General features: G+C 65.9%; 22 protein-coding genes. 12 read left to right on the top strand and 10 right to left on the bottom strand.

Annotated elements, in window-relative coordinates:
• The gene (locus OCU_RS32115) at positions 1-1137 is read right to left on the bottom strand and encodes an amidohydrolase family protein (protein WP_009953842.1); all 1137 of its coding nucleotides are present in this window, start codon (positions 1135-1137) and stop codon (positions 1-3) included.
• A gap of 136 nt (positions 1138-1273) precedes the next feature.
• Here OCU_RS32115 and OCU_RS32110 point away from each other — a divergent pair, with 136 nt between their 5' ends.
• On the top strand, positions 1274-1960 hold the full coding sequence (locus OCU_RS32110) for a TetR/AcrR family transcriptional regulator (RefSeq protein WP_009953840.1): 687 nt from the start codon (positions 1274-1276) through the stop codon (positions 1958-1960).
• 4 nt (positions 1961-1964) lie between these two features.
• On the opposite strand, the gene OCU_RS32105 is transcribed toward OCU_RS32110, so the two are convergent.
• Entirely contained in the window at positions 1965-4430 is a 2466-nt protein-coding gene (locus OCU_RS32105) for a CaiB/BaiF CoA transferase family protein (protein ID WP_014382035.1), read from the bottom strand.
• Positions 4431-4654: 224 nt separating this feature from the next.
• Between OCU_RS32105 and OCU_RS32100 the strand changes: the two genes are divergently transcribed.
• Entirely contained in the window at positions 4655-5191 is a 537-nt protein-coding gene (locus OCU_RS32100; protein ID WP_009953838.1) for a PaaI family thioesterase, read from the top strand.
• Between the two features lie 9 nt (positions 5192-5200).
• Here OCU_RS32100 and OCU_RS32095 read toward each other — a convergent pair whose 3' ends face one another.
• Genes OCU_RS32095 through OCU_RS32060 form a run of 8 tightly spaced genes read right to left on the bottom strand, consistent with a single transcriptional unit; the run spans position 5201 to position 13445 of the window.
• Complete coding sequence (locus OCU_RS32095) at positions 5201-6016, bottom strand: mycofactocin-coupled SDR family oxidoreductase (protein WP_009953837.1); 816 nt, start codon at positions 6014-6016, stop codon at positions 5201-5203.
• Positions 6017-6029: 13 nt separating this feature from the next.
• Complete coding sequence (locus OCU_RS32090; RefSeq protein WP_009953836.1) at positions 6030-7529, bottom strand: class I adenylate-forming enzyme family protein; 1500 nt, start codon at positions 7527-7529, stop codon at positions 6030-6032.
• Positions 7530-8690: an acetyl-CoA acetyltransferase gene (locus OCU_RS32085; protein WP_009953835.1), complete on the bottom strand. Its 1161-nt coding sequence runs from the start codon at positions 8688-8690 to the stop codon at positions 7530-7532.
• On the bottom strand, positions 8687-9715 hold the full coding sequence (locus tag OCU_RS32080) for an acyl-CoA dehydrogenase family protein (RefSeq protein ID WP_014379533.1): 1029 nt from the start codon (positions 9713-9715) through the stop codon (positions 8687-8689). The genes OCU_RS32085 and OCU_RS32080 overlap by 4 nt, the downstream gene beginning before the upstream one ends.
• 6 nt (positions 9716-9721) lie before the next feature.
• Positions 9722-10894, bottom strand: a complete 1173-nt coding sequence (locus tag OCU_RS32075) for an acyl-CoA dehydrogenase family protein (RefSeq protein WP_009953832.1) — start codon at positions 10892-10894, stop codon at positions 9722-9724.
• 45 nt (positions 10895-10939) lie between these two features.
• The gene (locus OCU_RS32070) at positions 10940-11704 is read right to left on the bottom strand and encodes an aldolase/citrate lyase family protein (protein ID WP_009953831.1); all 765 of its coding nucleotides are present in this window, start codon (positions 11702-11704) and stop codon (positions 10940-10942) included.
• Positions 11701-12522, bottom strand: coding sequence for a 2-oxo-hept-4-ene-1,7-dioate hydratase (hpaH, locus tag OCU_RS32065; protein ID WP_009953829.1), 822 nt, complete (start codon positions 12520-12522; stop codon positions 11701-11703). Before hpaH ends, OCU_RS32070 begins: the two co-directional genes overlap by 4 nt.
• Complete coding sequence (locus OCU_RS32060; RefSeq protein WP_009953827.1) at positions 12519-13445, bottom strand: alpha/beta fold hydrolase; 927 nt, start codon at positions 13443-13445, stop codon at positions 12519-12521. Before OCU_RS32060 ends, hpaH begins: the two co-directional genes overlap by 4 nt.
• 195 nt (positions 13446-13640) lie before the next feature.
• Here OCU_RS32060 and OCU_RS32055 point away from each other — a divergent pair, with 195 nt between their 5' ends.
• Genes OCU_RS32055 through OCU_RS32010 form a run of 10 tightly spaced genes read left to right on the top strand, consistent with a single transcriptional unit; the run spans position 13641 to position 22950 of the window.
• Positions 13641-13886, top strand: a complete 246-nt coding sequence (locus OCU_RS32055) for a hypothetical protein (RefSeq protein WP_009953826.1) — start codon at positions 13641-13643, stop codon at positions 13884-13886.
• Between the two features lie 29 nt (positions 13887-13915).
• Entirely contained in the window at positions 13916-15034 is a 1119-nt protein-coding gene (locus OCU_RS32050; RefSeq protein ID WP_036390512.1) for a thiolase family protein, read from the top strand.
• Entirely contained in the window at positions 15031-15471 is a 441-nt protein-coding gene (locus tag OCU_RS32045; protein ID WP_009953823.1) for a Zn-ribbon domain-containing OB-fold protein, read from the top strand. The genes OCU_RS32050 and OCU_RS32045 overlap by 4 nt, the downstream gene beginning before the upstream one ends.
• Positions 15468-16763 carry an aromatic ring-hydroxylating oxygenase subunit alpha gene (locus OCU_RS32040; protein WP_009953821.1) on the top strand — a complete coding sequence of 432 codons (1296 nt, stop codon included), beginning with the start codon at positions 15468-15470 and terminating at the stop codon, positions 16761-16763. The genes OCU_RS32045 and OCU_RS32040 overlap by 4 nt, the downstream gene beginning before the upstream one ends.
• Positions 16760-17275: an aromatic-ring-hydroxylating dioxygenase subunit beta gene (locus OCU_RS32035; protein WP_009953820.1), complete on the top strand. Its 516-nt coding sequence runs from the start codon at positions 16760-16762 to the stop codon at positions 17273-17275. Before OCU_RS32040 ends, OCU_RS32035 begins: the two co-directional genes overlap by 4 nt.
• A 14-nt stretch (positions 17276-17289) precedes the next feature.
• Entirely contained in the window at positions 17290-18897 is a 1608-nt protein-coding gene (locus OCU_RS32030; protein ID WP_014379531.1) for a class I adenylate-forming enzyme family protein, read from the top strand.
• Positions 18894-19676 carry an enoyl-CoA hydratase/isomerase family protein gene (locus tag OCU_RS32025; RefSeq protein WP_009953818.1) on the top strand — a complete coding sequence of 261 codons (783 nt, stop codon included), beginning with the start codon at positions 18894-18896 and terminating at the stop codon, positions 19674-19676. The genes OCU_RS32030 and OCU_RS32025 overlap by 4 nt, the downstream gene beginning before the upstream one ends.
• 10 nt (positions 19677-19686) lie before the next feature.
• Entirely contained in the window at positions 19687-21177 is a 1491-nt protein-coding gene (locus tag OCU_RS32020; RefSeq protein WP_009953817.1) for an aldehyde dehydrogenase, read from the top strand.
• 19 nt (positions 21178-21196) lie between these two features.
• Positions 21197-21787 (top strand): flavin reductase family protein, encoded by a 591-nt coding sequence (locus OCU_RS32015; RefSeq protein WP_014379530.1) that lies wholly within the window; start codon positions 21197-21199, stop codon positions 21785-21787.
• A complete protein-coding gene (locus OCU_RS32010) occupies positions 21787-22950 on the top strand; it encodes an acyl-CoA dehydrogenase family protein (RefSeq protein WP_009953814.1) in 1164 nt (387 codons plus the stop codon). The genes OCU_RS32015 and OCU_RS32010 overlap by 1 nt, the downstream gene beginning before the upstream one ends.
• Positions 22951-22958 lie beyond the last annotated feature (8 nt).

Here is a 22958-nt window from a genome sequence, read left to right as displayed (position 1 = left end):
TCAGAACTTTTCGGCCGGGATGGGCGGCACGTCGGGGAACAGTTCATAGAACGTGCCCTGGGTGATGCGCAGCCGGGTCTCGTCGCTGACCCCGTCGAACAGTCCCTTCAGGGTGTCCTGGGTGTGCCCGAAGGTGCCTTCCATGTGCGGGTAGTCGCTGCCGAACATCACGTTCTTGTAGCCCATGTGCTCGTAAGCGGCGACGGCGGTCTCGTCGTGCTGGAATGACGCATAAACCTGGCTGTAGAGAATCTCCTTCGGACTACGATTCAGCTTGGGCCGCACCGCCATATGGTGCTGGCGATAGCCCTCGACCATCCGGTCGCCAAGGAACGGCACCCAGGTGGCGCCACCTTCGGAGATCAGCACCCGGAGGTCGGGGTGGCGGTCTAAGGCACCGGAGGCGACCATCTTCATCGCCGCCCGCTGACCGGAGAACGTGGTCTCGGCGTAATTCATCACGGCCCCGCCCGGCCCGCGGTACACCATGCCCGCCCCGCCGCTCGCGCCACCGACCGTCATGTCGACCGGATCGGTGCCGATGTGGAACGCGATCACCATGCCGGCTTCCTCGGCTGCCGCCCAGAACGGTTCCCACTCCTTGCGGTGCCAGTCCGGAGCGCTCGGATGAGGAGTGGTCGGCAAGAACACGGCCTTGAAGCCTTTGCCTGCGGCCCAATGCAATTCCTCGATTGCGTCCTCCACGATCAGTGTCGACACCTGGGCGGTCACCACATAGCGCGGTGACACCGCGCAGATCTCCTCGAGTGCCCATTCGTTGCTGGCGCGCATGCACGCCTTGAGCAGTTCGGGGGTGCGGAAAGTCGATCCCCACATGCCCAATGACGGGAAGATCACCTCACCCCAGACACCCTCCTTGTCCAAGTCCGCCAACCGCGCCTTCGCGTCGCGGATGCCCTGCGGCTTCATGCTCTCCTCGATGAAGGCCTCCATCGCCGAGGACGGCAGCTTGCGCCGGAAGATCTGTCCGTCGACCGAGACCGTCTCGTACTCGCCGTCGGGATCCTTCTCCGCGTGCGGCGTCAGCTCGGCGAGCGCCTTGGGCAACCGGGACTGCCACAGGTCGTCGGGCTCCAGGAAGTGGGAGTCACCCGAATTCGTCCAGATCATGCTCATTGGCCCTCCACGGATCCGTCGCTCCTTCGGATGATGCCAGCTGCTCTCGCGCAAGTCCAGTATTTCTAATACATAGCCATTATTATTTGGTCCAAGGTGCGACGCCAGTAAGACTTAGGCGGACTGGAGGAGGCCCATGGCGGAGCTGCGAACTGAGTCGGCCGCGGGCGCGCGGAGGCGCAACGCGTCGGGTGAGTCGACCCGGGTGATGTTGATGGAGGTCGCCGAGCGGCTGTTCGCCACGCGCGGCATCGAGGCGGTGACGTTAAGGGAGATCCAACTAGCGGCCGGGCAGTCCAACACGTCGGTGATTCGCTATCACTTCGGCTCTCGCGAGGGTCTGATCCGCGCCCTAATCTCCTACCGCCAGGCGTCCCTCGGGATCGATCGCCAGAAGATGCTCGCGAGCATGCGCGAGGAAGGAAAAGAGGCGGACCCGCGCGCCGTGGTGTGGCTGATGGTGCGCCCACTGGCCAACAGCATCGCCGCGGGCGAGATGTTCGCGCCGTTCCTGGCCCGGCTCATGGAGGATCCGCGGGCCCGCAGCGACTACTGGCCGGACCACGTCGACGACGAATGGACACAGGAGAAGCTGGAGAAACTGGTAGACGCCGCGCTGCAGGACCTGCCTGAGCGGATCCGGCGCGGCCGTACGTTTCAGCTGTACATCAGTCTGATCAACGTGCTGGCCGCCTCCGCCCGCGTGGGGCATGGACTCAGCGAAGCGCAGCTGCACAATTACGTGGACACCTGGGTCGGAATGCTGACGGCGCCGGTGTCCTACGAGACCCGCGCGCTGATCGCTGAGCGCGACGATAACTGAACGCTCAGCCGCCGCCGACGATCTCTCTGGCTCTCAGGTCGGCGATCGCCGCCTCGTCCAGTCCGATTTCGCGCAGCACCGCCTCGGTGTGTTGCCCGATGGTGCATCCCGCGTCGGCCCGTGTCCGCGAGCGCGAGAACCGGCACAGCGGTGCGAGCCGCCGGTGCTCCTCGAAAATCGGGCTGTGGGCGTCCACGGCATAGCCTGCCTCGTAGTACGGATCGCTCTGCAGCACCAACTCGGAATTGGCCTCCACCACCTCGACGCAGCCGACGTCCTGGGCGGACAGTTCGTGCTCCCACTCCAACTTGGTCTTGTTGGCGAACACGGTTGTCAGTACGGAGATCAGCTCGTCGTCGTGCGCCGCGCGAGATTCGGCATCGGTAAAACGCTCGTCGGCGTGCAAGTCGACGTAGGGCGACATCGCCTTCGTCAGCGCCGGCCATTCGCGCGGCAACGGTGCGGCGAGAAAGACGTAACCGTCTGCCGCGCGGTACATCCGGTACAAGGCATTCATGCCGAAGAATTGTTCGTCGGCGGCTGCCTCGGCGGGACGGGACGCATAGCTTGCGCTGTAGGCGATCATCGCCTGCTGCGCGGTGGCGAGCATCGTGGTGACCACGTTGGACATCGGTCGTCCCATCCGCTTGGCATACAGCGCGACCAGCAGCGCAGAACCGACACCGTGCGCGGCGATGCCGTCAGATTGCACTGCGGGCACGGCCCCGCCCGCGTGCAGTTTGACCGCTCGGCGGTGCAGGTCATCCAAGTCGGTGGCCGGCTCGCCCGTGTCGTGGCTGTCGACCAGCGCCAGCCCGGATGCCGCACCGACCGACGGCGCGTAGGCGGCGCGGTGCGCGAAGGGTCCGTCGACCCCGTAACCTGAGGTCGTCACGAACGCCAAGTCCGGGTTGACCGCCCGCAGCGACGCCTCGTCGATCTTCGCCCGCTCGGCGGCCTTGCCACGGAAGCACTGCAGCACGATGTCGGACCGCTTGGCCAGTTCGTACACCAGCTCAAGGCCTTCGGGCTTGGTGAAGTCAATCGCGACGCTTTCCTTGCCCTGCAACACTTTTGCGCCGCCCGCCTCGGGGAACGCGACCAGATTGCGGATGTTGTCGCCTTCCAGCGGCTCGACCTTGATGACGCGAGCGCCCAGGTCGGCCAGCAGGGTCGCGCCGTACGGTCCCGCGAACATGCTGCCGAACTCCAGCACCGTCACGCCCGTCAGCGGCGGTGCGTCGTGGTCCGCGTGCCGTGCGGGTAGTGCGGCCCTGCGCACTTGGCCGAGCTGCTCGAAGGTGACCGAGTCGTTGTGCTCGCCGACTCGCGGAGCCGGCCGAAGCGGGGTCAACGGCTTGCCGTCAGCGTGAATGAGGGTCGACGGCTGCCGTACCGGCCCGAGATCGGGATCGATCACGGTCGCGGCGCGGCCTTCGTGAGCGGTTTGCGGGTGATCCAGTGATTCCTCGGGAGTTCGGAACAGTTCGCCGCTCAGGTCAAGGTTTTCTGTCATGGCCCGCTGCCATTCGGCGAGCGTGCGGGCCCCCACCCGCTCGATCATCATGTCCCACCACTCGGTGCGAAGTTCGGGGGTCGGCAGCATCGGAAAACCCTGCCACTTCGGGTCCGCGAGGTCCCCCAGCAGGTCCAGTTCAGTCAGCCAAGCGCCGATCAACTTGGGCGACACCTGAGCGAACTGTAGCCAGCGACCGTCCTTCGTCGGACAGACCAGGAGTGCGTAGATTAGGTAGGCCTGGGGCCGGCCCTGGTCGTCGTAGGCGGCGTCCATCGGTTCGAAGGCGCCCGGATACCGTTCCAGCACCATCTCGTAAAACCAGTTGTACGGATCCATCGAACCCATGCCGGTCACCAGATTGGTCTCGACGGTTTGGCCGCGCCCACTGCTCTCCCGCTCAAGGAGCGCGGCAAGCACGCCCTGAACAGCGGCGTGGGCGGCGCCCCAAGAGGCATAGGCGAAGGTGGTGTAGGCCGGTCCCGGCCTCGTGGTCAGTCCGCGCTTTTCGTGCATGACACCCGTCTTCGCCATCACCAGGGCCTCCCAGCCCTTGTAGTCGCGAAACGGCCCGGTCGATCCCCAGCCCGTGATCGTCGCCACGACAAGTCGCGGGTAGGCCTCCGACAATGCGTCGGGGGTAAGTCCGATGCGCTCGGCCGTGGTCGGCCGCATGGTGTTAACCATGACGTCGGCGCGGCGCAGCAAAGCACGCAGACGCTCCAGATCAGCCTCGTCATGCAGGTCCAATGTCACGCTGAGCTTGCCACGCAGCAGGGCGGGCCAGCCCGCGAGCTCGCGCAGCGGACTACCGTCGAGCGGCTCGACCATGATCACCTCGGCACCGCAGTCGGCGAGGAACTGCGTCGCCTGCGCTCCGGGCAGCGTTGTCGATAGGTCGACCACCACGAGACCAGCCAGTGGACCGCCCGACGCCGTACCGACTTCCGGCATGTTCGCTCCTAGGGTGTGCTGGCAGGTCTCGTTCGACGTGTTGTGACGCACGCCACGCCAGCATCGCAGCGACCAAGATTAATGTCAATGCATTAGTCTTGCCGCGTGACTGAGGGGTGTGCGAAGTGATCCATGAACGGCAGACACAGGGTGGTTTCCCGCCCATGCGGACCTGGCAGGAGCCGACCGTAAGCAGCCCGGGTGGCGGTGCTGAGTACGGCGACATGATCGCCGCGCTGCGCAATTTCCTCGACCATGTGGCAGCGGCCGCTCCGGACGTGGCGACCACAGTGGACCTCACACAGGACTTGAACGGGTGGGCCAACCGGGTGGCCCAGTTTGCAGTACCTGAGCGCAGGCAGATCTTCGCCCGCCGGCTTGATCTGCCCGGCCGCGGACAAACCATGTCCCCCAACTTCATTCCGCTCGGCGGCGACCACCAGAGCGTGCACGGGGTGGTCACATTCGGCCGCTATTTCCTCGGCGGTGGTGGCGCGGTGCACGGCGGGGCCATCTCGCTGCTATTCGATGAGGTGCTCGGCCGGCTGGCCAGTAGCGGCGACCGGGCGCCTGCGCGAACCGCCTACTTGCACACCGACTACCGATCGATCACACCGATCGGCGAGGAGCTCGCGGTGCGCGCCTGGTTCGTCAGCGAGCAAGGACGTAAGCGGATTCTGCGGGCGACGATCACTCACGGTGACACTCTGTGCGCCGAAGCAGAGGGACTGTTCATCGTCCTGCGACCCGACCAGCCCTGAGCCGTCCGCTCAGCGCACCGCGAATCCGGCATCTAGCGGCCACGCCACCCCGGTGATGAATTTCGCCTCGTCGGAGACCAGCCACGCCACTGCGCCGGCGATGTCCTCGGGCATCAGGATCTGAATCGGCAGCGCATTCTGCATGGCGGCCACTGCCGTGTCGTTGGCCTCGAGCAGCTTGCCCATGGTTTCGTTCATCACCATGCCGGTCGCCACGCCGGTGGGGTGGATGGTATTGACCCGAATCCAATACTGCGCCAACTCATTCGCCCACACCTGCATGAGCCCGACCAGTCCCCGCTTGGCGGCGGTGTAAGCCTGTCCGCCTGCCCGGTCGGTACCGGTGCCCTTCAATCCCGCACTGGAACTCGTCAGCACGATGGATCCGCCGCGGCCGCCGTCGATGAGGGCGGGGATAGCGGCCTCGACGGTGTTCCAGACTCCGATGAGGTTCACGTCGACGATGTCGCGGAAGATCTGGCTGCGGTCTCCCTCGCCGCCGAGTCTGATGATGCCGGCGTTGGCCAGGACGATGTCGAGACGGCCGAACTCGCGGACGCCTTCGTTGACGGCCTGTTTTAAGGCATCGGCGTCGCGGACGTCGGCTTGGTGGGCAATGATCCGCCGACCTTGGTTCTCAACGAGCTTGATGGTTTCATCGAGATCGTCGGGCGTGGCGTTGGGGTAGTCCATCGAGTCGATGTCGCGGCAGATGTCCACGGCCACGATGTCGGCGCCTTCGGCGGCGAGCCGAACGGCATGGGCGCGGCCCTGCCCTCGCGCCGCGCCGGTGATGAACGCCACCCGTCCGTCGTGTCTTCCCATAGCTAGATTCCTCTCATCGTGTCGATTGTCGACGCTGAATATCTCTGTCACGCTGGGTGATCAATTCGCGCAGGGCTAGCCGGTCCGGCTTGAGCATCGCCGTCAAGGGCAGCTCATCAACAATGAGCAGCTCGTCGGGGGCCTTGTAGTCGGCCAGTTCACTTGCCACGTGGGCGCGCAGTTCAGCCAGTGTCGGCGGACCGGTGGCGTCCGCGGGTACCACGCACGCGACGCCGATTTCTCCGATCACGGGTGCGGAACGGCCAATCACGGCGGCATGTTTCACGCCGGGGTGCCCGGTGAGCGTCCGCTCCACCTCACCGGGATGCACGTTGTAGCCACCCCGGATGTACATGTCACCGCGGCGCCCGACAAGTGTGATATTGCCGTCGTCGCCGAGCACGCCGACGTCGCCGGTGCGCAGCCACCCGTCGCGCAGCACCTCTGCGGTGAGTTCCGAGTTGCGCCAGTAGCCACGCATCACACACGGGCCGCTCACCTCAAGTACGCCGTCCGATCCGATCCGCACGTCCATTCCCGCGGCAGGCCGTCCCACGGTGCGGAATTGAACCTCGGGGGCGTCGTCCGGTTCGGTGCCGCTGATGGTCGGGCACTCGGTCATCGCGTACCGCACGACCAGCGGGACCCCGATGCCCTCGGCGACCCTGCGTACCAGTTCGGGTGGCGCCGGCGCTGTGGCCACCACTCCGATCCGCAAGTGCGGCAATGCCTTCGAGGTCACTCCATCGACGTCGAGCAGCTTGGCCCACTGGGTCGGCACCGCGCCCGCCACGGTGACTCGCTCGTCGCGAAGGACGTCGAACATGCCCTGGGCCGACCACGGTGTCGGGGGCACCACCAGCGTGCTGCCCCAGACCAACTGATCCCAGAGCTTGAACATGTAGCCGGCGTGGGCGAACGGCGTGGACGTGAGCCGCCGGTCATAGGGCGCGCTCATCACGCCTGACGCTGCCGCGCCCGCGGCCAGCCGGTCGGCGTCGAAGGCTGCACCTTTTGGCGTCCCCGTCGTGCCACTGGTGAAGATCAACGCAACAACGTCCCGGCGATTCAACTCCACCGAAGGCGGCGCCGAGCGCGATGTGTCACGGCACAGCGCATCCCGCGACAGCAGCCGATGCCCGGTGCCGGGTAACGCATCAAGCAGTCCGTCAGCGACGACCAACGCCGGATCTGCCTGCTGCAGAATCGATTCGATCTCTCTGCGGCCCAGTCGCGGGTTCAGCCCGGTGGTGATCGCACCGATCATGGCCGCCGCGGCGTAGCACGTCGCGTAGTCGATGCCCGACGGCAGCCACAGCACGACCACATCGCCCTTGCCGACGCCGAGGTCGGCAAACTGGGTCGCGACGCTACGAGCCCGACCGATCCACTCCGCGAACGTGATTCGCGCCCCCGGCTCGACGTAGGCCTCGATATCGCCGTGAACGGCGGCCGCCAGCTCCAACATCGCGCGGGTATCCACGACGTCGGAGCTCAGCGGTGCGCGGTCCACCTACGGCTCCTCGGCGCCGAGAATCATTGTGCCGCTGGAGCAGAACCAGCCGCCGGTGCCGCTGACACAGGCGATCTTGGCATCGGGCACTTGGCGCGGGCCGCATTCGCCGCGCAACTGTCGCGCAGCCTCGACCAGCAGGAACAACCCCCGCTGACCGGGGTGGCACGCCGACAGCCCGCCACCGTCGGTGTTGGTGGGAAGCGCGCCGCCCAGGCGCAGCGCACCTTTCTCGACGAAGGCACCCCCCTCCCCCTTGGGGCAGAAGCCGAGGTCTTCGATGGTGAGCAGCAACATGTAGGTGAACGCGTCGTAGATTTCGGCGACGTCGACGTCGGACGGCGAGACCCCGGCGCGGGCGAAGGCCAGCGGTCCGCTGACCGCGGCCGGGCCAACGGTGAGGTCGTCCCACTGGGAGGTGAGCATGTGCGAGGTCGTTTCCGCTGAACCCAGCACCCAAACTGGCTTACTACGTAGATCCTTCGCACGTTCCGCACTGACGAGCACTGCCGCGGCCCCGCCGTCGCTGCGAATGCAGCAGTGCAGCTTGGTGAACGGGTCGGCGATCATCGGTCCGCCGAGCACGTCGTCGATAGTGATCGGTTCGCGATAGTAGGCATCGGGATTGTCGGCCGCGTTGAACCGCGCGGACACAGCGACCTCGGCCAGCTGCTCGATCGTGGTGCCATAAGTGAACATGTGCCGCCGCGCAGCCATGGCGTACTTGGAGATCAGGGTGTGGCCGTAGGGCGCTTCCCACTGTAGGGGTCCGCGTGCGCCCCAGTTGATGTTGGCCCCCCGCAATCCCTTTCGAAGATCCGAGCGGGCGGTCGAGCCGTACGTCAGCAGGACCACGTCGGCGTGCCCAGCGGCGATCGCATCAGCCGCGTGGGCGGCCATCACCTCCCACGACGCTCCCCCGACCGCGGTGGAGTCGATCCAGCGGGGCCGCAGACCGAGATACTCGCCGACATCGACCGGGGGCAGTGTGCCCTGGCCGGTGGAGGCCAACCCGTCGACGTCATCGGGTGTCAGACCGGCATCCGCCAGGGCGCGGCGGCTGGCCTGGGCGATCAGCTCGTAGGGTCCCTTGTCGTCGACCCGGCCGACGTCGGACAGGGCGACGCCCGCGATGGCTGCGGCCCCAGCGGCGCCGCTCACTGGGCGCGGTCCTGGGCCAGCAGTTCGGCCAGCACGTCGGTGGGCTCACCGAACAAGTGCCGAAACACGTGCGCGCGCTTCAGATACAGGTGCATGTCGTTCTCGAATGTGTAGCCCATCCCGCCGAACACCTGGATGCCCGCGGCGGCATTCTCGACGGCCGCCGACCCGGCCACCGTGAGGGCCGACAGCACCTGCATCAAGGCGTCGGCGCGGCCACTGCCGACAGCGATCGCAGCGAAGAACGTTTGCGCCTGAGCGGCCTCGGCAGCGATCTCCATATTGACGCAGGCGTGCTTGATCGCCTGGTGCACCCCGATCGGCTTGCCGAACTGCACACGAGTCTTGGCGTGTTCGGTCGCCGACGCTGCGGCGGCCGCGGCCAATCCGGTGAGATAGCCCGCCGCGAGTACCGTGGCGCGTCCCCAGATCCATTCGTCCTCGGCGGGCAACCAGTGCAGGGGTTCGGCGGATTCGACCGTGGCCGAGGATATTCGGGTACCCGGGTCTGCGGCGGTCACGGATTTAAGCGGTCCGAAGGAATCGATGCCGACCAGTGCGGCACCGCTGCGGGCCACCAGCAGGGCGTGCGAGACACCCGCCGGGTCGAACAAATCGAAAGTGCCTTTGACCGGGCGCACGTCGCCGTCGCCGCGCAATACCGCGAGGGCCACCGATGCCGCCCCGGAGCCGATCCGCTGCGCCAGCGCGTCGTCGCCGCAACGGGCGGCCACCCGGGCGCCCAACGTGCATGCCAGGAACGGCCCCGGCGCGAGCCGCTTGCCGAGCTCAACGAACAGCAGAGCCTCGTCGTCCAACCGCCGGCCCGACCCACCGGACGCCTCGTCGAGCCCGAGTGTGAGCAGGCCCAGCTCGGCGCATTCTCGCCACAGTGACTCGGGAATCGGCGCTTCGGCGTGACGATTAGCGCGGATCCGGTCCACTGGCATCCGATCGGCGAGGAATTCTCCTGCTGCCGTAATGATTTCGAGTTGCTCAGCTCCGGGCAGCAGGTCCACCGTCATCTCCTCTCATCGCGGCAGCCCCAACACTCGTTCGCCGACGATGTTGCGCTGAATCTCCGACGTTCCGCCGCCGATGGCTTGGGAGAAGCTGTAGTAGTAGTAACCGACCCAGCCGTCGACGTCCCAGCGCGATGAATACCGGACCGAGGCGGGACCGACAACATCCATCGCCAATCTGCCGATCTCCTTGGCCAATTCGGCATACATCAGCTTGACGATCGAACCCCGCGGGCCGGGCGTCTCGGTCTTCATGGCCTCGCAGATATTGGTGTAGGTGAGCGCCCGCAGCGACGCCACCGAGGCGCGGGCCCGCGCCAGCCGTCGCGCGATGTCGTCGTCGGCGATGGCGGGCCTGCGGCCGTCCGGCCCGACATGGTCGCGGGCATAGTCGATGAGGTCCTCGATGATCTTCGCCAGCCGCACCTGGTTGGCGGTGAACGCGGTGCCGCGCTCGAAGGACAGGGTGGCCATCGCAACCGACCAGCCTTCGCCGACATCGCCGACCACGTTGCTCAGCGGGATTCGCACATCGTCGTAAAACACTTCGCAGAATTCCGAGCCGCCCTCGATGGTCTCGATAGGGCGGACGTCGATGCCCGGCGTGCTCATGTCACAGATCACCCAGGTGATGCCCTTGTGCTTGCTGCCGGTGTTGTCGGTGCGCACCAGCAGCTCCTGGTAATCGGCGACGGTGGCGAAGCTGGTCCACAGCTTCTGCCCCGAGACCACCAGGTCCTCGCCGTCCACCACCGCCTTGGTACGCAATGCCGCCAGGTCCGATCCGGCGTCGGGCTCGGAGAAGCCCTGACACCAAATCACTTCACCACCAAGGATTTTCGGCAAGTGAAAAGACTTCTGTTCGTCGGTGGCCCTGGTGATCAGGGTTGGCCCGGCGTGCGAGTTACCAACGAAGCATGCATCGATGCCGGGGAACCCCCGCGCGGCGTACTCCTCGTACCAGATCAACTGCTGAAGCAGCGTCAGCCCCTTGCCGCCGTATTCGGTGGGCCAGGCGATGCCGGCCCAGCCGCCCTCGGCCTGAGTGCGTTGCCAGGCAAGGTCGTATTCACGGATCCCCGCGTCGTCGCGCGGGCGGGGTTCAGCCGGTTTGTTCTCGTCGAGCCATGTGCGGACCTGGTCACGGAACTCGAGCTGGTCAGGCGTGAAGTCGAGATCCATGATCCGGAATTCTAGGTGACACGACAGTCAGAAACAATGCGTCGTTCATTGGCGGCGATACCTCGCTGCCAGCTGCTCGGTGCCACGGGCCAGCAGTGCCACGTCCGCTCCTACGAGCACGAAGCTCGCCCCGGCCGCCATGTAGCGGCGCGCCAGTGGCTCGCTGAACGCATTAACTCCGGCGCGCTTGCCGTGTTCCACGATGGTCGCCAGCGCGGTTTCTATGGTGCTCACGACGTCTGGATGCTCCGGCTGCCCAAGTTTGCCCATCGAGGCTGCCAGGTCGGCCGGTCCGATGAAGACGGCGTCCACTCCGTCGACGTCGGCGATCTCCCCGAGCTGTGCCAGACCGGCCACGCTCTCCACCTGGACGGTCAACGACACGGCCGTGTCAGCGGTGACGAGATAGTCAGAAATGCGGTTCCAACGGGACGCTCGGGCCAACGCGCTGCCGACCCCGCGGATGCCGTTGGGCGGATAACGCGTGGCGGAAACCGCCGCGACCGCCTCACCGGGGCCATCGATCATCGGGACGATGATGTTCTGAGCCCCGATGTCGAGCAATTGCTTAATGAACACCGGGTCAGCCGAGGGCGGACGCACCAGCACGTCGACGTCCGGGTAGCCGGCCAACACCTGCAGCTGTTCGAGCGTGGTGCGCACATCGTTGGGCGCGTGCTCCTGATCCAACAGCAGCCAGTCGATCCCGGATCCTGCACAGATTTCGGTGACGTAACCGCTGCCCGAGGCCACCCACATGCCGATGCGCGGGTCACCGTCGCCGATGCGCTGTGTCCACCGGTTTGTCACGATGCCTCCGAATCGAACGTCACCGACACCGTGCCCAGCGGTCCATAGTCGGCGACAAAGGTGTCCCCCGGTTCGGCGAACACCGGCTTGGTGAACGATCCGGACAGGATGACCTCGCCGCGTTCCAGCCAAACACCGTGTGGAGCAAGCCGATTGGCCAGCCAGGCCACGCCATTGCCGGGATGGTTGAGCACCGCAGCGGCTACCCCGGATTCCTCGATGGTGCCGTTGCGCAGCAGCAGGGCCGCCACCCAGCGCAAGTCGACGTCCAACGGGCGGAACACCCGCCCGCCCAGGACCAGACCGGCGTCCGCGGCGTTGTCGGCGATGGTGTCAACGATGGTGCGCAGATGACCGGTTTCGGGGTCCGACATCTGCACCCTGGCGTCGAGGACTTCGAGTGCGGGAGTCACGAACTCGGTGGCCCGCAGCACGTCGAACAATGTGACGCCGGGGCCGGATAGCTGCTCGCCCATTACGAACGCCAACTCGACCTCGACGCGCGGACGGATATAACGGCCCAGCGGTATGCGGCCGCCATCCTCGATGAACATGTCGTCGAACAGCGCGCCGTAATCCGGTTCGTCGATCGACACCGCCCGCTGCATCACCTTCGAGGTCAGACCGATCTTGCGACCCTTGACTTCTCGCCCGTCGGCGACCTTGAGCGCGACGAGTGCCCGCTGCACCGCGTAGGCGTCCTCGATGGTCATGTCGGGATAGTCCAACGACAACTGCCGGATCGGCGTGCGGGTCTGCTCGGCCTCGTAGAGCCGCCGGGCAATGTCGGCGAGCTCGTCCTCGGCGGGTCTGCTCATCTCGTAAGGAACTCGATCGCCGCGGCGTTGAACGCCTCGGGATCCTCGAAATGCGGCCAGTGCCGCACCGAGGGCATCTCGAACACCTCCGAATTCGGGATCAGGTCGGCGATGGTGCGCGCCGTGTCCTGATACACGCCGTGGTCCTTGCCCGATGCCACGATCATCACCGGCGCCTCGATGCCGCGCCACTTGTCGTCGGGAATCAGGTTGCGGTGACGCACCTTCTCGTCCTGCAGGATCAGCAGCCGGTCGATGGTGTTGCGGGTGTCCTCGCGCCGATACACGGCCTGGCGTAGGCCGATGAGATCGGGCAGCCGATTGGCTTCGTCGGCGATCAGGTGAGCGAACACGGCGTGCAGCGATTCCCACGTCGGCTCGTTGACCGCCTTGGTTCGTTCCGTGCGGATGCGCGCCATGTTCGACGCCGAGGCTTCCCGTCCGGCCGGCGACATCAGGATCACTTTCTCCACCCGGTCGGCGTGGCCGACGCAGACCGCGGACGCCACGAACGCGCCCAGCGACATGGCGATGAAGTTGGCCGACGCCATGCCGAAGTGGTCCATCACCCCCAATACGTGTTCGACGTAAACCGCGATCTCATAGTCGTAGTCCGGCTTTCCGGAGAACCCGTTGCCGACCATGTCGATCGCCACGCAGTGGAAGTGCTGCGACAGTGCGGCGAGATTGGGCGCGAAGGTCTCCCAGTGCCCGCCGGTGCCGTGCAGCAGGATGGCGTGCGGCTTGTCCGGACCGCCGGCCTCGGCATAGCGGGTACGGACGAGGACTCCATTGACCGGGATGTCAATGAACCCCTGCCGGAACTCGAGCTCCTTGAGGTACATCCAGATGCTGCGGTAGTTCTCGGTGTCGACCCGGCTCACATCGACCGCGTCGGCCGGTGCTGGTGCTTGGCTCATCATCACCTTCTCAAATCTTCGTATCTGACATATATGTCATCTGGCGCTGGCGTCGCGATGCATGCCCCTCATCGTCGCACAAGCTCTATGTTCCCATGTAGGGAATGGCTCCCACCGCTCGGCCTGCAAGTAATACGCCTAGAGTCATTCCGCTCCATTCCATTGATTCTGACACTTGTATGCGGTAATACTGGGCAGGTGAACACTCCGGCCGGACGCCGCGTCCTCGCCGACCTGGTCAACGAGTTCGCGGCCGTGCGGTTGTCGCTGGACGTCAACGGCAACGGCCCCCGCCTGCTCGTCGAGGACCTGGAGGGCGGCGAGCAGGTCTTCTTGTGCCCCTTGGAGTTGGCCAGTTTCACCATGGCCACCGCCGAAGACCGCGAGGAGTGGATCAGGGTGGGCAATTACCGCGGCGAACGCCGCTCAACGGAGCGGCCGTGAGCGCCGCCGCCGACCTGGTGGGTCTGGGCATGACCGCGATGTCGCTGCGTCCCGGCGCGACGCCGCTCGAACTGGCCGTCAAGGCGAGCGCCGCCGCATTGGCCGACGCCGGACTCGAGCGGGCTGACATCGACGGGATCCTGGTCGGCTCGTCGCAGGGGGTTCGGCCGGAACGACTGGGCGTCGGCTTCGCCGCCGCGGCCGGCTTCTCGGATCTGCGCCTGTTGGAGCACGTCGAGATCAAGGGCGCCACGACCATCGCCATGATCCAGCGCGCGCGCCACGCGATCCTCACCGCTGAGGCGGCAACCATACTGTGCGTGTTCGCCGACGCGCCCCTGGTGGCCGGCCGCGGCGCGGGCTCGACCTACGCACACAGTGGCGGCAACGTCGGGGTGCGCGGACTGGAGCGGGCCTCGGGGCTGCTTGGCTCAGTCCCGACGTATGCGCTGCTTACCCAGCGCTGGCTGCACGTCACCGGCACCCGCACCGACGCGCTGCGCTCCGTGGCCACCACGGCAAGGGCATGGGCGTGCGGCAATCCCGACGCGGTCAACCGCGAGCCGCTCGACGACGCCGGCTATGACTCTTCCCCGATGGTTGCCGAACCACTTCGACTGCTCGATTGTGCTCGGCCGGTGAACGGGGCGGTCGCCGTCGTGCTCACCGGGCGGCCCTCGGTCGGGGGCGCCCGATTGCGGGTTCGCGGCACCGGGCGCGACCATCCGGTGCGGCGCCGTCGCTCCGGAGCCGAGTCGTGGTTCGGCGGCGGTGGCCGCGCGGTCCAGGACGCACTCGAACAGGCCGGCATGGCCCGATCAGACCTGCACGTCGCCGAGCTGTACGACCCGTTCTCGATTGTGACCCTGGTGCTGCTCGATGAATACCGGCTCACCGGTGACATTCCCGCGGGTGCGTTCGTGCGCGACGGCCACACCGGGCCGGGCGGCACACTGCCGACCAATACCGGCGGTGGCCAGCTGTCCGGTTTCTACCTGCAGGGCATGACGCCCTTGGCGGAGGCGATGATTCAGCTGCGCGGCACCGGCGGGCAACGTCAGGTTCCCGGGGCCACGGTGGCGCTGGTCGGCGGTATCGGCGGCCGAATGGACCACCATGCCGCGTTGGTGCTGGAGCGTGCCGCATGACCGCCACCGCGGTCGAGGACTGGCTGCTGGACAGCGCACTGGCGCCCGCCGCCGATGACGACATGCTGGCGCCGCTGTACCGAGCGGCCGCACGCAATGAGCTCGCATTGCCGTTCTGCGCGGCTTGCGCCCTGCCACTCGAGCTCGATCAAGAAGTCTGCGACCAATGCGGGAACGCCGAACAAGACTGGCGCACAGTTGATTTACGCGGGACCGTACACGCTGCGACGCTCATGCACCGGCGTGAAGCGGGCCTGGTGCACGGCCTGGTGCCCTACCCCGTCGTCGACGTCGAGCTGACGAGTGGGCACCGGATTGTGATGACGACCGTGCAACCTGCGGACACCGCACCGCCCATCGGCACAACAGTCCATATTGGTTTCCGCCACCTCGGCGACGTCGCCATCCCGGCCATCGACATTCTGGAGGACCAGTGACGACACTTGAATCCGCCCCCGCCGTCGACGACTTCGACGTCGGCAGTGTCATCCGCCACGACCGTGTGCACGGGACCGTGTATACGTCCACCGAGATCTTCCGACGCGAAATGGACACTATCTTCAAGACCGGATGGGTCTACGTCGCCCACGAGAGCGAGGTCAGCGAGCCGGGTGACTACCTGACCCGAATGATCGGCCACGACCCGGTCGTCGTCGCACGCGGTAAGGATGGCGTGGTTCGCGTGATGCTCAACCGCTGCACTCACCGTGCCAACAAGCTGTGCAACGCCGAGAAGGGCAACGCCAACTCGTTCCGGTGCCCGTATCACGGCTGGACATTCGGCAACACCGGTGCTCTGCAGGGTGTTCCGATGCGTGAGGGTTACGGCGAGGAGTTCAACAAGGTGCGTTCCGAGCTGGGCCTTGCCCAGGCGCCTCGGGTCGACAGCTACGGCGGATTCGTCTTCGCATCATTGGCGCCAGACGGTATCTCGTTAACCGAGCACCTTGGCAAGGCAACACGCGCCATCGACCGTCTGCTCAACCTGTCCCCCACCCGCGAGATCGACCTGCGGGCCAACTGGATGAAGCACTTGCACCACGCCAACTGGAAGATGGTGGTGGAGAACAACGTCGACGGTTACCACGCGCTGTTCACCCATGCCTCGGTGTACGACGCGATCAAGCCCGCCAAGGTGTCGCACGTCCCGACTAAGGTCGACGTGCTGGTCCGCGACCTCGGTAACGGCCATTCCGAGATCGACTACAGCGACGAATACCGGAAACTCGACGAGGAATTCGTCTGGTACGGCAGGATCCCGCGAGCCAAGCTCGCCGACTACGTCGGCGCGCTGGAGGGTGCGTACGGCCCCGAGCAGGCGCACGACGCACTGGTGGTGGGTCCACCACACACGTTGATATGGCCCAACCTCTTCCTCGCCGAGATGAACGTGATGTTCGTCGAACCGCAGGCGCCCGACCGCACCATCGCCTACACCACCGCGGTCCTGATACCCGGCCAGGATGCGTTGAACGAGCGCACGCTGCGCCGTTCCGAGGGGGCGATGGGTCCTGCGGGGTTCTTGATCGCCGACGACGGAGAGATCGGGATGCGCAACCAGGCCGGGCTCGCCGCAGAGCTGCCGGAGTGGCTGATGCTGGCCCGCGGCATAGAAAGCGATGTCGACGACATGACTGGAATCATCAACCGCGACAAGAGCGCCGAGACTCCCCAGCGCGGTTTCTACTCACATTGGGCCTCGGTCGTCGGTGGGAGAAGCGAAGCATGACCGTCAACTCCGAAGCCCAGGCACGTCCCGCTCTACGCGCGCTGCCCGCCCCCGAGATCCTGTCGTTTCTCTATCTGGAAGCGCGGCTGGCCGACGAGGGCCGCTACTCGGAGTGGGAAGCGCTGTGGGCCGATGACGACGACACGGTCGAGTACCGCGTCCCGATGCACCCCGACGATGACCCGCGCACCACGCTGGCCTACATCAACGACAACCGACGACGGATCAAAAGCCGGGTGGCTCAGCTCAACACGGGTAACCGGCACTCCCAGACACCGCCGTCGGTAATGCGGCGCGTGGTCTCCAACAGCGAGGTGGTGGAAACGGCCGCCGACTCCGTCACTGTGGAATCCAACTTCGCTCTATTCGAATACCGTCTACGTCAACGCTTCTGGGCCGGCCGGGTTATCCACACGATTCGCTTGTCACAGGACGGCCCCCGGCTGATTCGCAAGATCGTGCACCTGATCGACGCAAGCGGCCCGGTCGAGACACTCGCTTTCCTAATTTGAACGGACTTCATCTGATGCTCATCGGTGACATCGCGACCAACAACTCCCGCCGCTACCCCGACAAGCGTGCGCTGGTCGATGCCGACCGGGCGCTTACCTGGTCGCAGGTCGACGACAGAGCCCGGCGGCTCGCCGCCTTCCTGATCGGACGGGGGCTGGTACCGGGCGACCGGGTGATGGTGATCGCCCGCAACTGCATCGAATGGCCTGAGATCTCGTTCGGCCTGGCCAAAGCCGGGCTGATCACGGTGCCGGTGAACATCAGGCTGGCTCCCGACGAAGTCGCCCACGTCCGCGACGACTCCGGCGCACGAGCGGTGATCATCCACGCCGACCACTTGGACAAGTTCCTGGGCGAATTAACCGAGCTGGCACTGATATTAGGCGTGGGCGCGCACTCAATGCTCGGCACGAGCGAGTTGGTCACCGACTACGAGACGGCGCTGGCGCAAGCGCAGCCCGGCGCCGAGCGCCGCGACATCACGCCGGACGACGTGGCGTTCATCTTGTACACCAGCGGTACCACCGGTCGCGCCAAAGGTGTGATGCACACTCATCGCGCCCTGCTCTACCAGGCGGCCGACACGAACCTGGTCACCGAGGCCAACCGCTCCGACGTCATGCTCGCGACGACACCGTTCTTTACTGCAGGCGGCATGGTCCGCACGGTGTCTTGGCTCTATCTCGGTCAGACCATGGTGATCCATCAGAGATTCGACCCGCAGGCGGTGATCGACGAGATCGAACGCAGTGCGATCACGTTCACGACCTTCATCCCGACGATGCTGCACCGGACGCTGGCGATCCTCGAAGACGGCCCACCGCGGGACATGTCGAGCCTACGGCGCATCTCCTATGGTTCGGCCCCAGTGCCGCCGGGCCTGGCACGTAAGGCGATGGACCTGCTCGGCTGCGAGCTGCAACAGCGCTACGGCCTCACCGAATGCGGAGGACAGGCAACGATCCTCACCCCGCAAGATCACCGCGACATCGTCGCCGGCAAAACCTCGATCGCGACCTCATGCGGACAGGAAACCCCGATGTGCGTGATCCGCGTCATCGACGTCGACGGCAACGACGCCCCGCCCGGCGATGTCGGCGAAATCGTCATCACCAGCCCCGCCAACGCGATTGGCTACTGGAACCGGCCCGAGCAGACCGCCGAGACGTTCCGTTCTGATGGGCTGCGCTCCGGCGACTTGGGCTACCTTGACGAGGAGGGCTACCTCCACATCACCGGTCGCAAGACCGATCTGATCATCTCCGGCGGGTTCAATGTCTACCCGGCGGAGATTGAGCGGGTGATCGCGCAGCACTCCGATGTCGACATGGTTGCGGTGGTCGGGGTGCCTGACCCCGAGTGGGGTGAGACGCCGGTGGCCGCCGTGATTGCCAAATCCCACGTCGGCGATCAGGACGCACTGACTGCGGAACTGGCTGCGTTGTGCCGCGCGGAATTGGCCGGTTACAAGCAGCCGCGCCGGTTCGTGTTCTGGCGTGAGTTCCCGTTGGGGCCCGCGGGCAAGATCCTCAAACGCGAGATCGCTAACCAGGTGAACCACGTCAGCCAGTCGGGTGGGAAGATGCCGGTATCGACCGGATCGACCGAGGAGCGACGATGATCGAGCAGACCGACCTTGCCACTATTGAATTCCAGGTCGCCGACCACGTCGCCACCGTGGCGCTCAACCGGCCCGAGAAAATGAACAGCTTCACCGAACAGATGGCCGCCGAACTCGCCGCGGTGTGGGCCCGAGTGCGCGACGACGAGGACATCCGGGCCGCGGTGCTGTGCGCCAACGGCGAGCGCGCCTTCTGCACCGGCATCGACGTGACCGAGGGCACCTGGTGGAAGCACCGACCGATCTTCAATCAAGAGGATCCGGGAGAATTGCTGGGGCCGAAGGCACACAAGGTGTGGAAGCCGGTGATCGCGGCACTGCACGGCATCGTGGCCGGCGGCGCCATGTACTTCGTCAACCAGTGCGACTTTTCGATCTGCAGTGAGACGGCCACCTTCTTTGACCCACATGCCAACGCGGGCATCGTCTCGGCGCTGGAGCCGATGGGCATGCTGGCCCTTGGCGTGCCCTACGGCGAGGTGATGCGCTGGGCGCTGCTCGGCAGCGAGGAGCGGATGTCGGCGCAGACCGCGCTGCGAATCGGGCTGGTGACCGAGGTGGTCCCGGACGACCAATTACGCGTCCGCGCCTTCGAACTGGCCTCCGAAATCGCCGCGCGCAGACCCAATGGCGTGCAGGGCACCGTTCGCGCGATGTGGGAGGCCCGTGATCTGACCCCCAGTGTCGCCGCCCGGCACGGCAAGTTCTTCACCGACCTTGGCAACGCCGGGGCTACCCCGGACTCGTTGAACAACAAGAAGAAACCCCGAACAAGATGAGGAGGAGGCGATGACCGACACCGCGACCGAGACGTTGGTCCAGTTCGACCTCCTGATTGGGGGCGAACCATCCTCCGCTGCGTCGGGATTGACCTACGACAGCGTTGACCCCTTCACTGGCAGGCCCTGGGCGCGCGTGCCCGATGCCGCGGCGGCCGATGTGGATCGCGCCGTCGCCGCCGCCCGTGCCGCGCTGAATGGACCGTGGGGTGCGCTCACTGCGACCGCCCGCGGCAAGCTGCTGCACCGACTCGGTGAGATCATCGCGCGCGAAGCCGACCAGCTCGCCGAACTCGAGGTGCGTGACGGCGGCAAGCTGGTTCGCGAAATGGTCGGCCAGATGCGGTCGCTGCCGGATTACTACTTCTACTATGGCGGGCTGGCAGACAAGCTGCAGGGCGACGTCATACCGGTGGACAAGCCCAACTACTTCGTCTACACCCGCCATGAGCCCGTCGGCGTGGTCGGCGCGATCACGCCCTGGAACTCACCGCTACTGCTGTTGACCTGGAAGTTGGCCGCCGGGCTGGCCGCGGGTTGCACGTTCGTCGTCAAGCCAAGCGATCACACCCCGACGTCGACATTGGCGTTCGCAAAGCTGTTCGCCGAGGCCGGTTTTCCGCCGGGCGTGATCAACGTCGTCACCGGCTGGGGTCCGGAGACGGGCGCCGCGCTGGCGTCGCACCCGGGCGTCGACAAGGTCGCGTTCACCGGGTCGACGGCCACCGGCATTCACGTCGGCAAGGCCGCGATCGAGAACATGACCCGGTTCTCACTCGAACTCGGCGGCAAGTCGGCGCAAGTGGTGTTCGCCGATGCTGACCTCGACGCCGCGGCCAACGGGGTGATCGCCGGCGTCTTCGCCGCCACCGGCCAGACGTGTCTGGCGGGCTCGCGCCTGCTGGTAGACCGCAGCGTCGCGGACGCGTTGGTGGAGAAGATCGTCGCGCGGGCGGCGACCATCAAACTGGGCGACCCGAAGGACCCGACGACCGAGATGGGTCCGGTGTCCAACTTGCCGCAGTACGAAAAGGTGCTGTCGCACTTCGCTTCTGCACGTGAGCAGGGGGCGACGGTCGCCTACGGCGGCGAGCCCGCCAGCGACCTCGGCGGGTTCTTCGTCAAGCCAACGGTGCTGACCGGCGTCGACCAGTCGATGCGGGCCGTCGCTGAGGAGATCTTCGGACCCGTGCTGGCGGTGATGACCTTCGAAGACGAAGACGAAGCCGTCGCCGCGGCCAACGGCACCGAGTTCGGACTGGCCGCGGCGGTGTGGACCAAGGACGTCCACCGCGCGCACCGGGTGGCCGCCAAGCTGCGGGCCGGCACGGTGTGGATCAACGCTTATCGAGTCGTCGCGCCTCATGTTCCGTTCGGTGGCATCGGCTACAGCGGCATCGGACGGGAGAACGGCATCGACGCCGTGAAGGACTTCACCGAGACCAAAGCGGTCTGGGTGGAGCTGTCCGGAGAGACTCGCGACCCGTTCACGCTCGGCTGAATCGACAAAAGGGAAAGACATGACGCTGAATCTCGCGGCCGCCGACAAGGTGCTGGCCGGACTGCGGCCGTTTCCGGTGGCGGTCACCACGATTGACGGCGGTTTCGCTAATGGGCTGATGTCGCTGTCGGCCGGCTCGGCCAGCATCGTGCCGGAGCTGCCACGCGCGACCGTCAGCCTGACCAAATACAATAAGACGCACGACATGCTGTTGAACTCCGGCATTTTCGTGATGCACATGCTGTCAGCCGGCCCGCACGAGATCGAGAAGTCGATGGAGATCCTGATGACCCTCGGCGGCAGCTCGGGCCGGGACGGTGACAAGATCTCCAAGCTGCGGAGCAAGCCGGGCGTCACTGGTGCGCCGATCCTGCTTGACGCACACAGCTACGTGGAATGCCGCATCACGGGGTCGCTGGACAACGACGAGAACACCATCTTTGTGGGTGACGTCGTCGCCGCGGAGGTGTTCAGCTCCGAACAGCGGCTGCGGATCGGTGAGGCATGGGGCAAGTTGCCGCAGGAGTGGATCGAGCAGTACGAGGCCAACCACGAGCCGCAGCTGCAGAGTGCACGCGACCTGCGGGCTGCTGCTGCGGCACGGGTCTGATGTCCGAAGGGCCTTCTGGCGCATGGCAGCTGCCGGAAGAATTGGTGATGCTGCGCGATACGGTGCGGCGGTTCATGGATGCGCATGTGCATCCCGTCGAGGAGAAGCTGGACCACGACACAGTCGGGCTACCCCGCGAACAGCTCGTCGCGCTGCAGGCAAAAGCCAGGGAGGCCGGACTGTGGTCACTGCAGACGCCCGAGGAGTACGGCGGCGCCGGGCTCAGTGTCCTCGGCCAAGTGGTGGTCGCCGAGGAGGCAGCGAAATGCCGGATGGGGGCCTTCTTTCCGGCCCTCGGAGCCTTCGGCGGCAACCCCCCCAACATTATGTTCAAGGCGACACCCGAACAGTTCGAAAAGTACGCCCGACCTGTCATCGATGGGATCATGTCCAAGGCGTACACCGCGATCACCGAGGCTTCCGGTGGGTCGGATCCGGCGCGGGCGATCAAGCTCAAGGCGACGCGTGACGGCAGCAGCTACCTGCTCAACGGCTCGAAGATGTGGATTTCACATGCTCCCGACGCCGATTGGGGGGTGGTGTATGCCCGCACCGGTGAGGGGCGCCATGGTATCTCGGCTTTCATTCTCGAAAAGGGCACCCCAGGAGTCACGTTCAGCCGGATCCCCGTGATGGCGTCCTTCGCCCCTTACGAACTGCACTTCGATAACGTTCGGCTCCCGACCGAACAGCTGATCGGCGAAGAGGGACAGGGCTTTTCGTTAGCCGGGGAGTTCCTGGTGCACGGCCGCATCGTGTACGCCGCCGGGCCGATCGGCATTGCGCAGAGCGCGCTGGACATGGCCTGCCGATGGGCCAGGGACCGAGACGTGTTCGGCGGCAGGCTGGCTGACAAGCAGGGCATCCAGTGGATGCTGGTGGACAGTGAGGTAGACCTGCGGGCCGCACGGCTGCTGATGTACCAGGCCGCATCGAACGCCGACCTCGGACGCGACGTCCGGGTGGATGCGTCGGTGGCCAAGATGTTCGGAACCGAAGCAGCATACCGAGTTCTGGATCGGTGCATCCAGATTCACGGCGCACTGGGAATCTCTACCGAACTGCCGCTGGAGCGATGGTTTCGCGACCTGCGCGTCAAGCGTCTGGGCGAAGGTGCGACGGAAGTCCAGCGCGAGATCATCGCGCGATCGCTGGTGCGATAGCCGCGGCG

Origin of the sequence: Mycobacterium intracellulare ATCC 13950, from assembly GCF_000277125.1 — a bacterium.
In the GTDB taxonomy this organism is placed as follows: Bacteria; Actinomycetota; Actinomycetes; order Mycobacteriales; family Mycobacteriaceae; genus Mycobacterium; species Mycobacterium intracellulare.
Note: the sequence above shows the minus strand (reverse complement) of the source record. Positions and strands in the feature narration are given on the sequence as shown.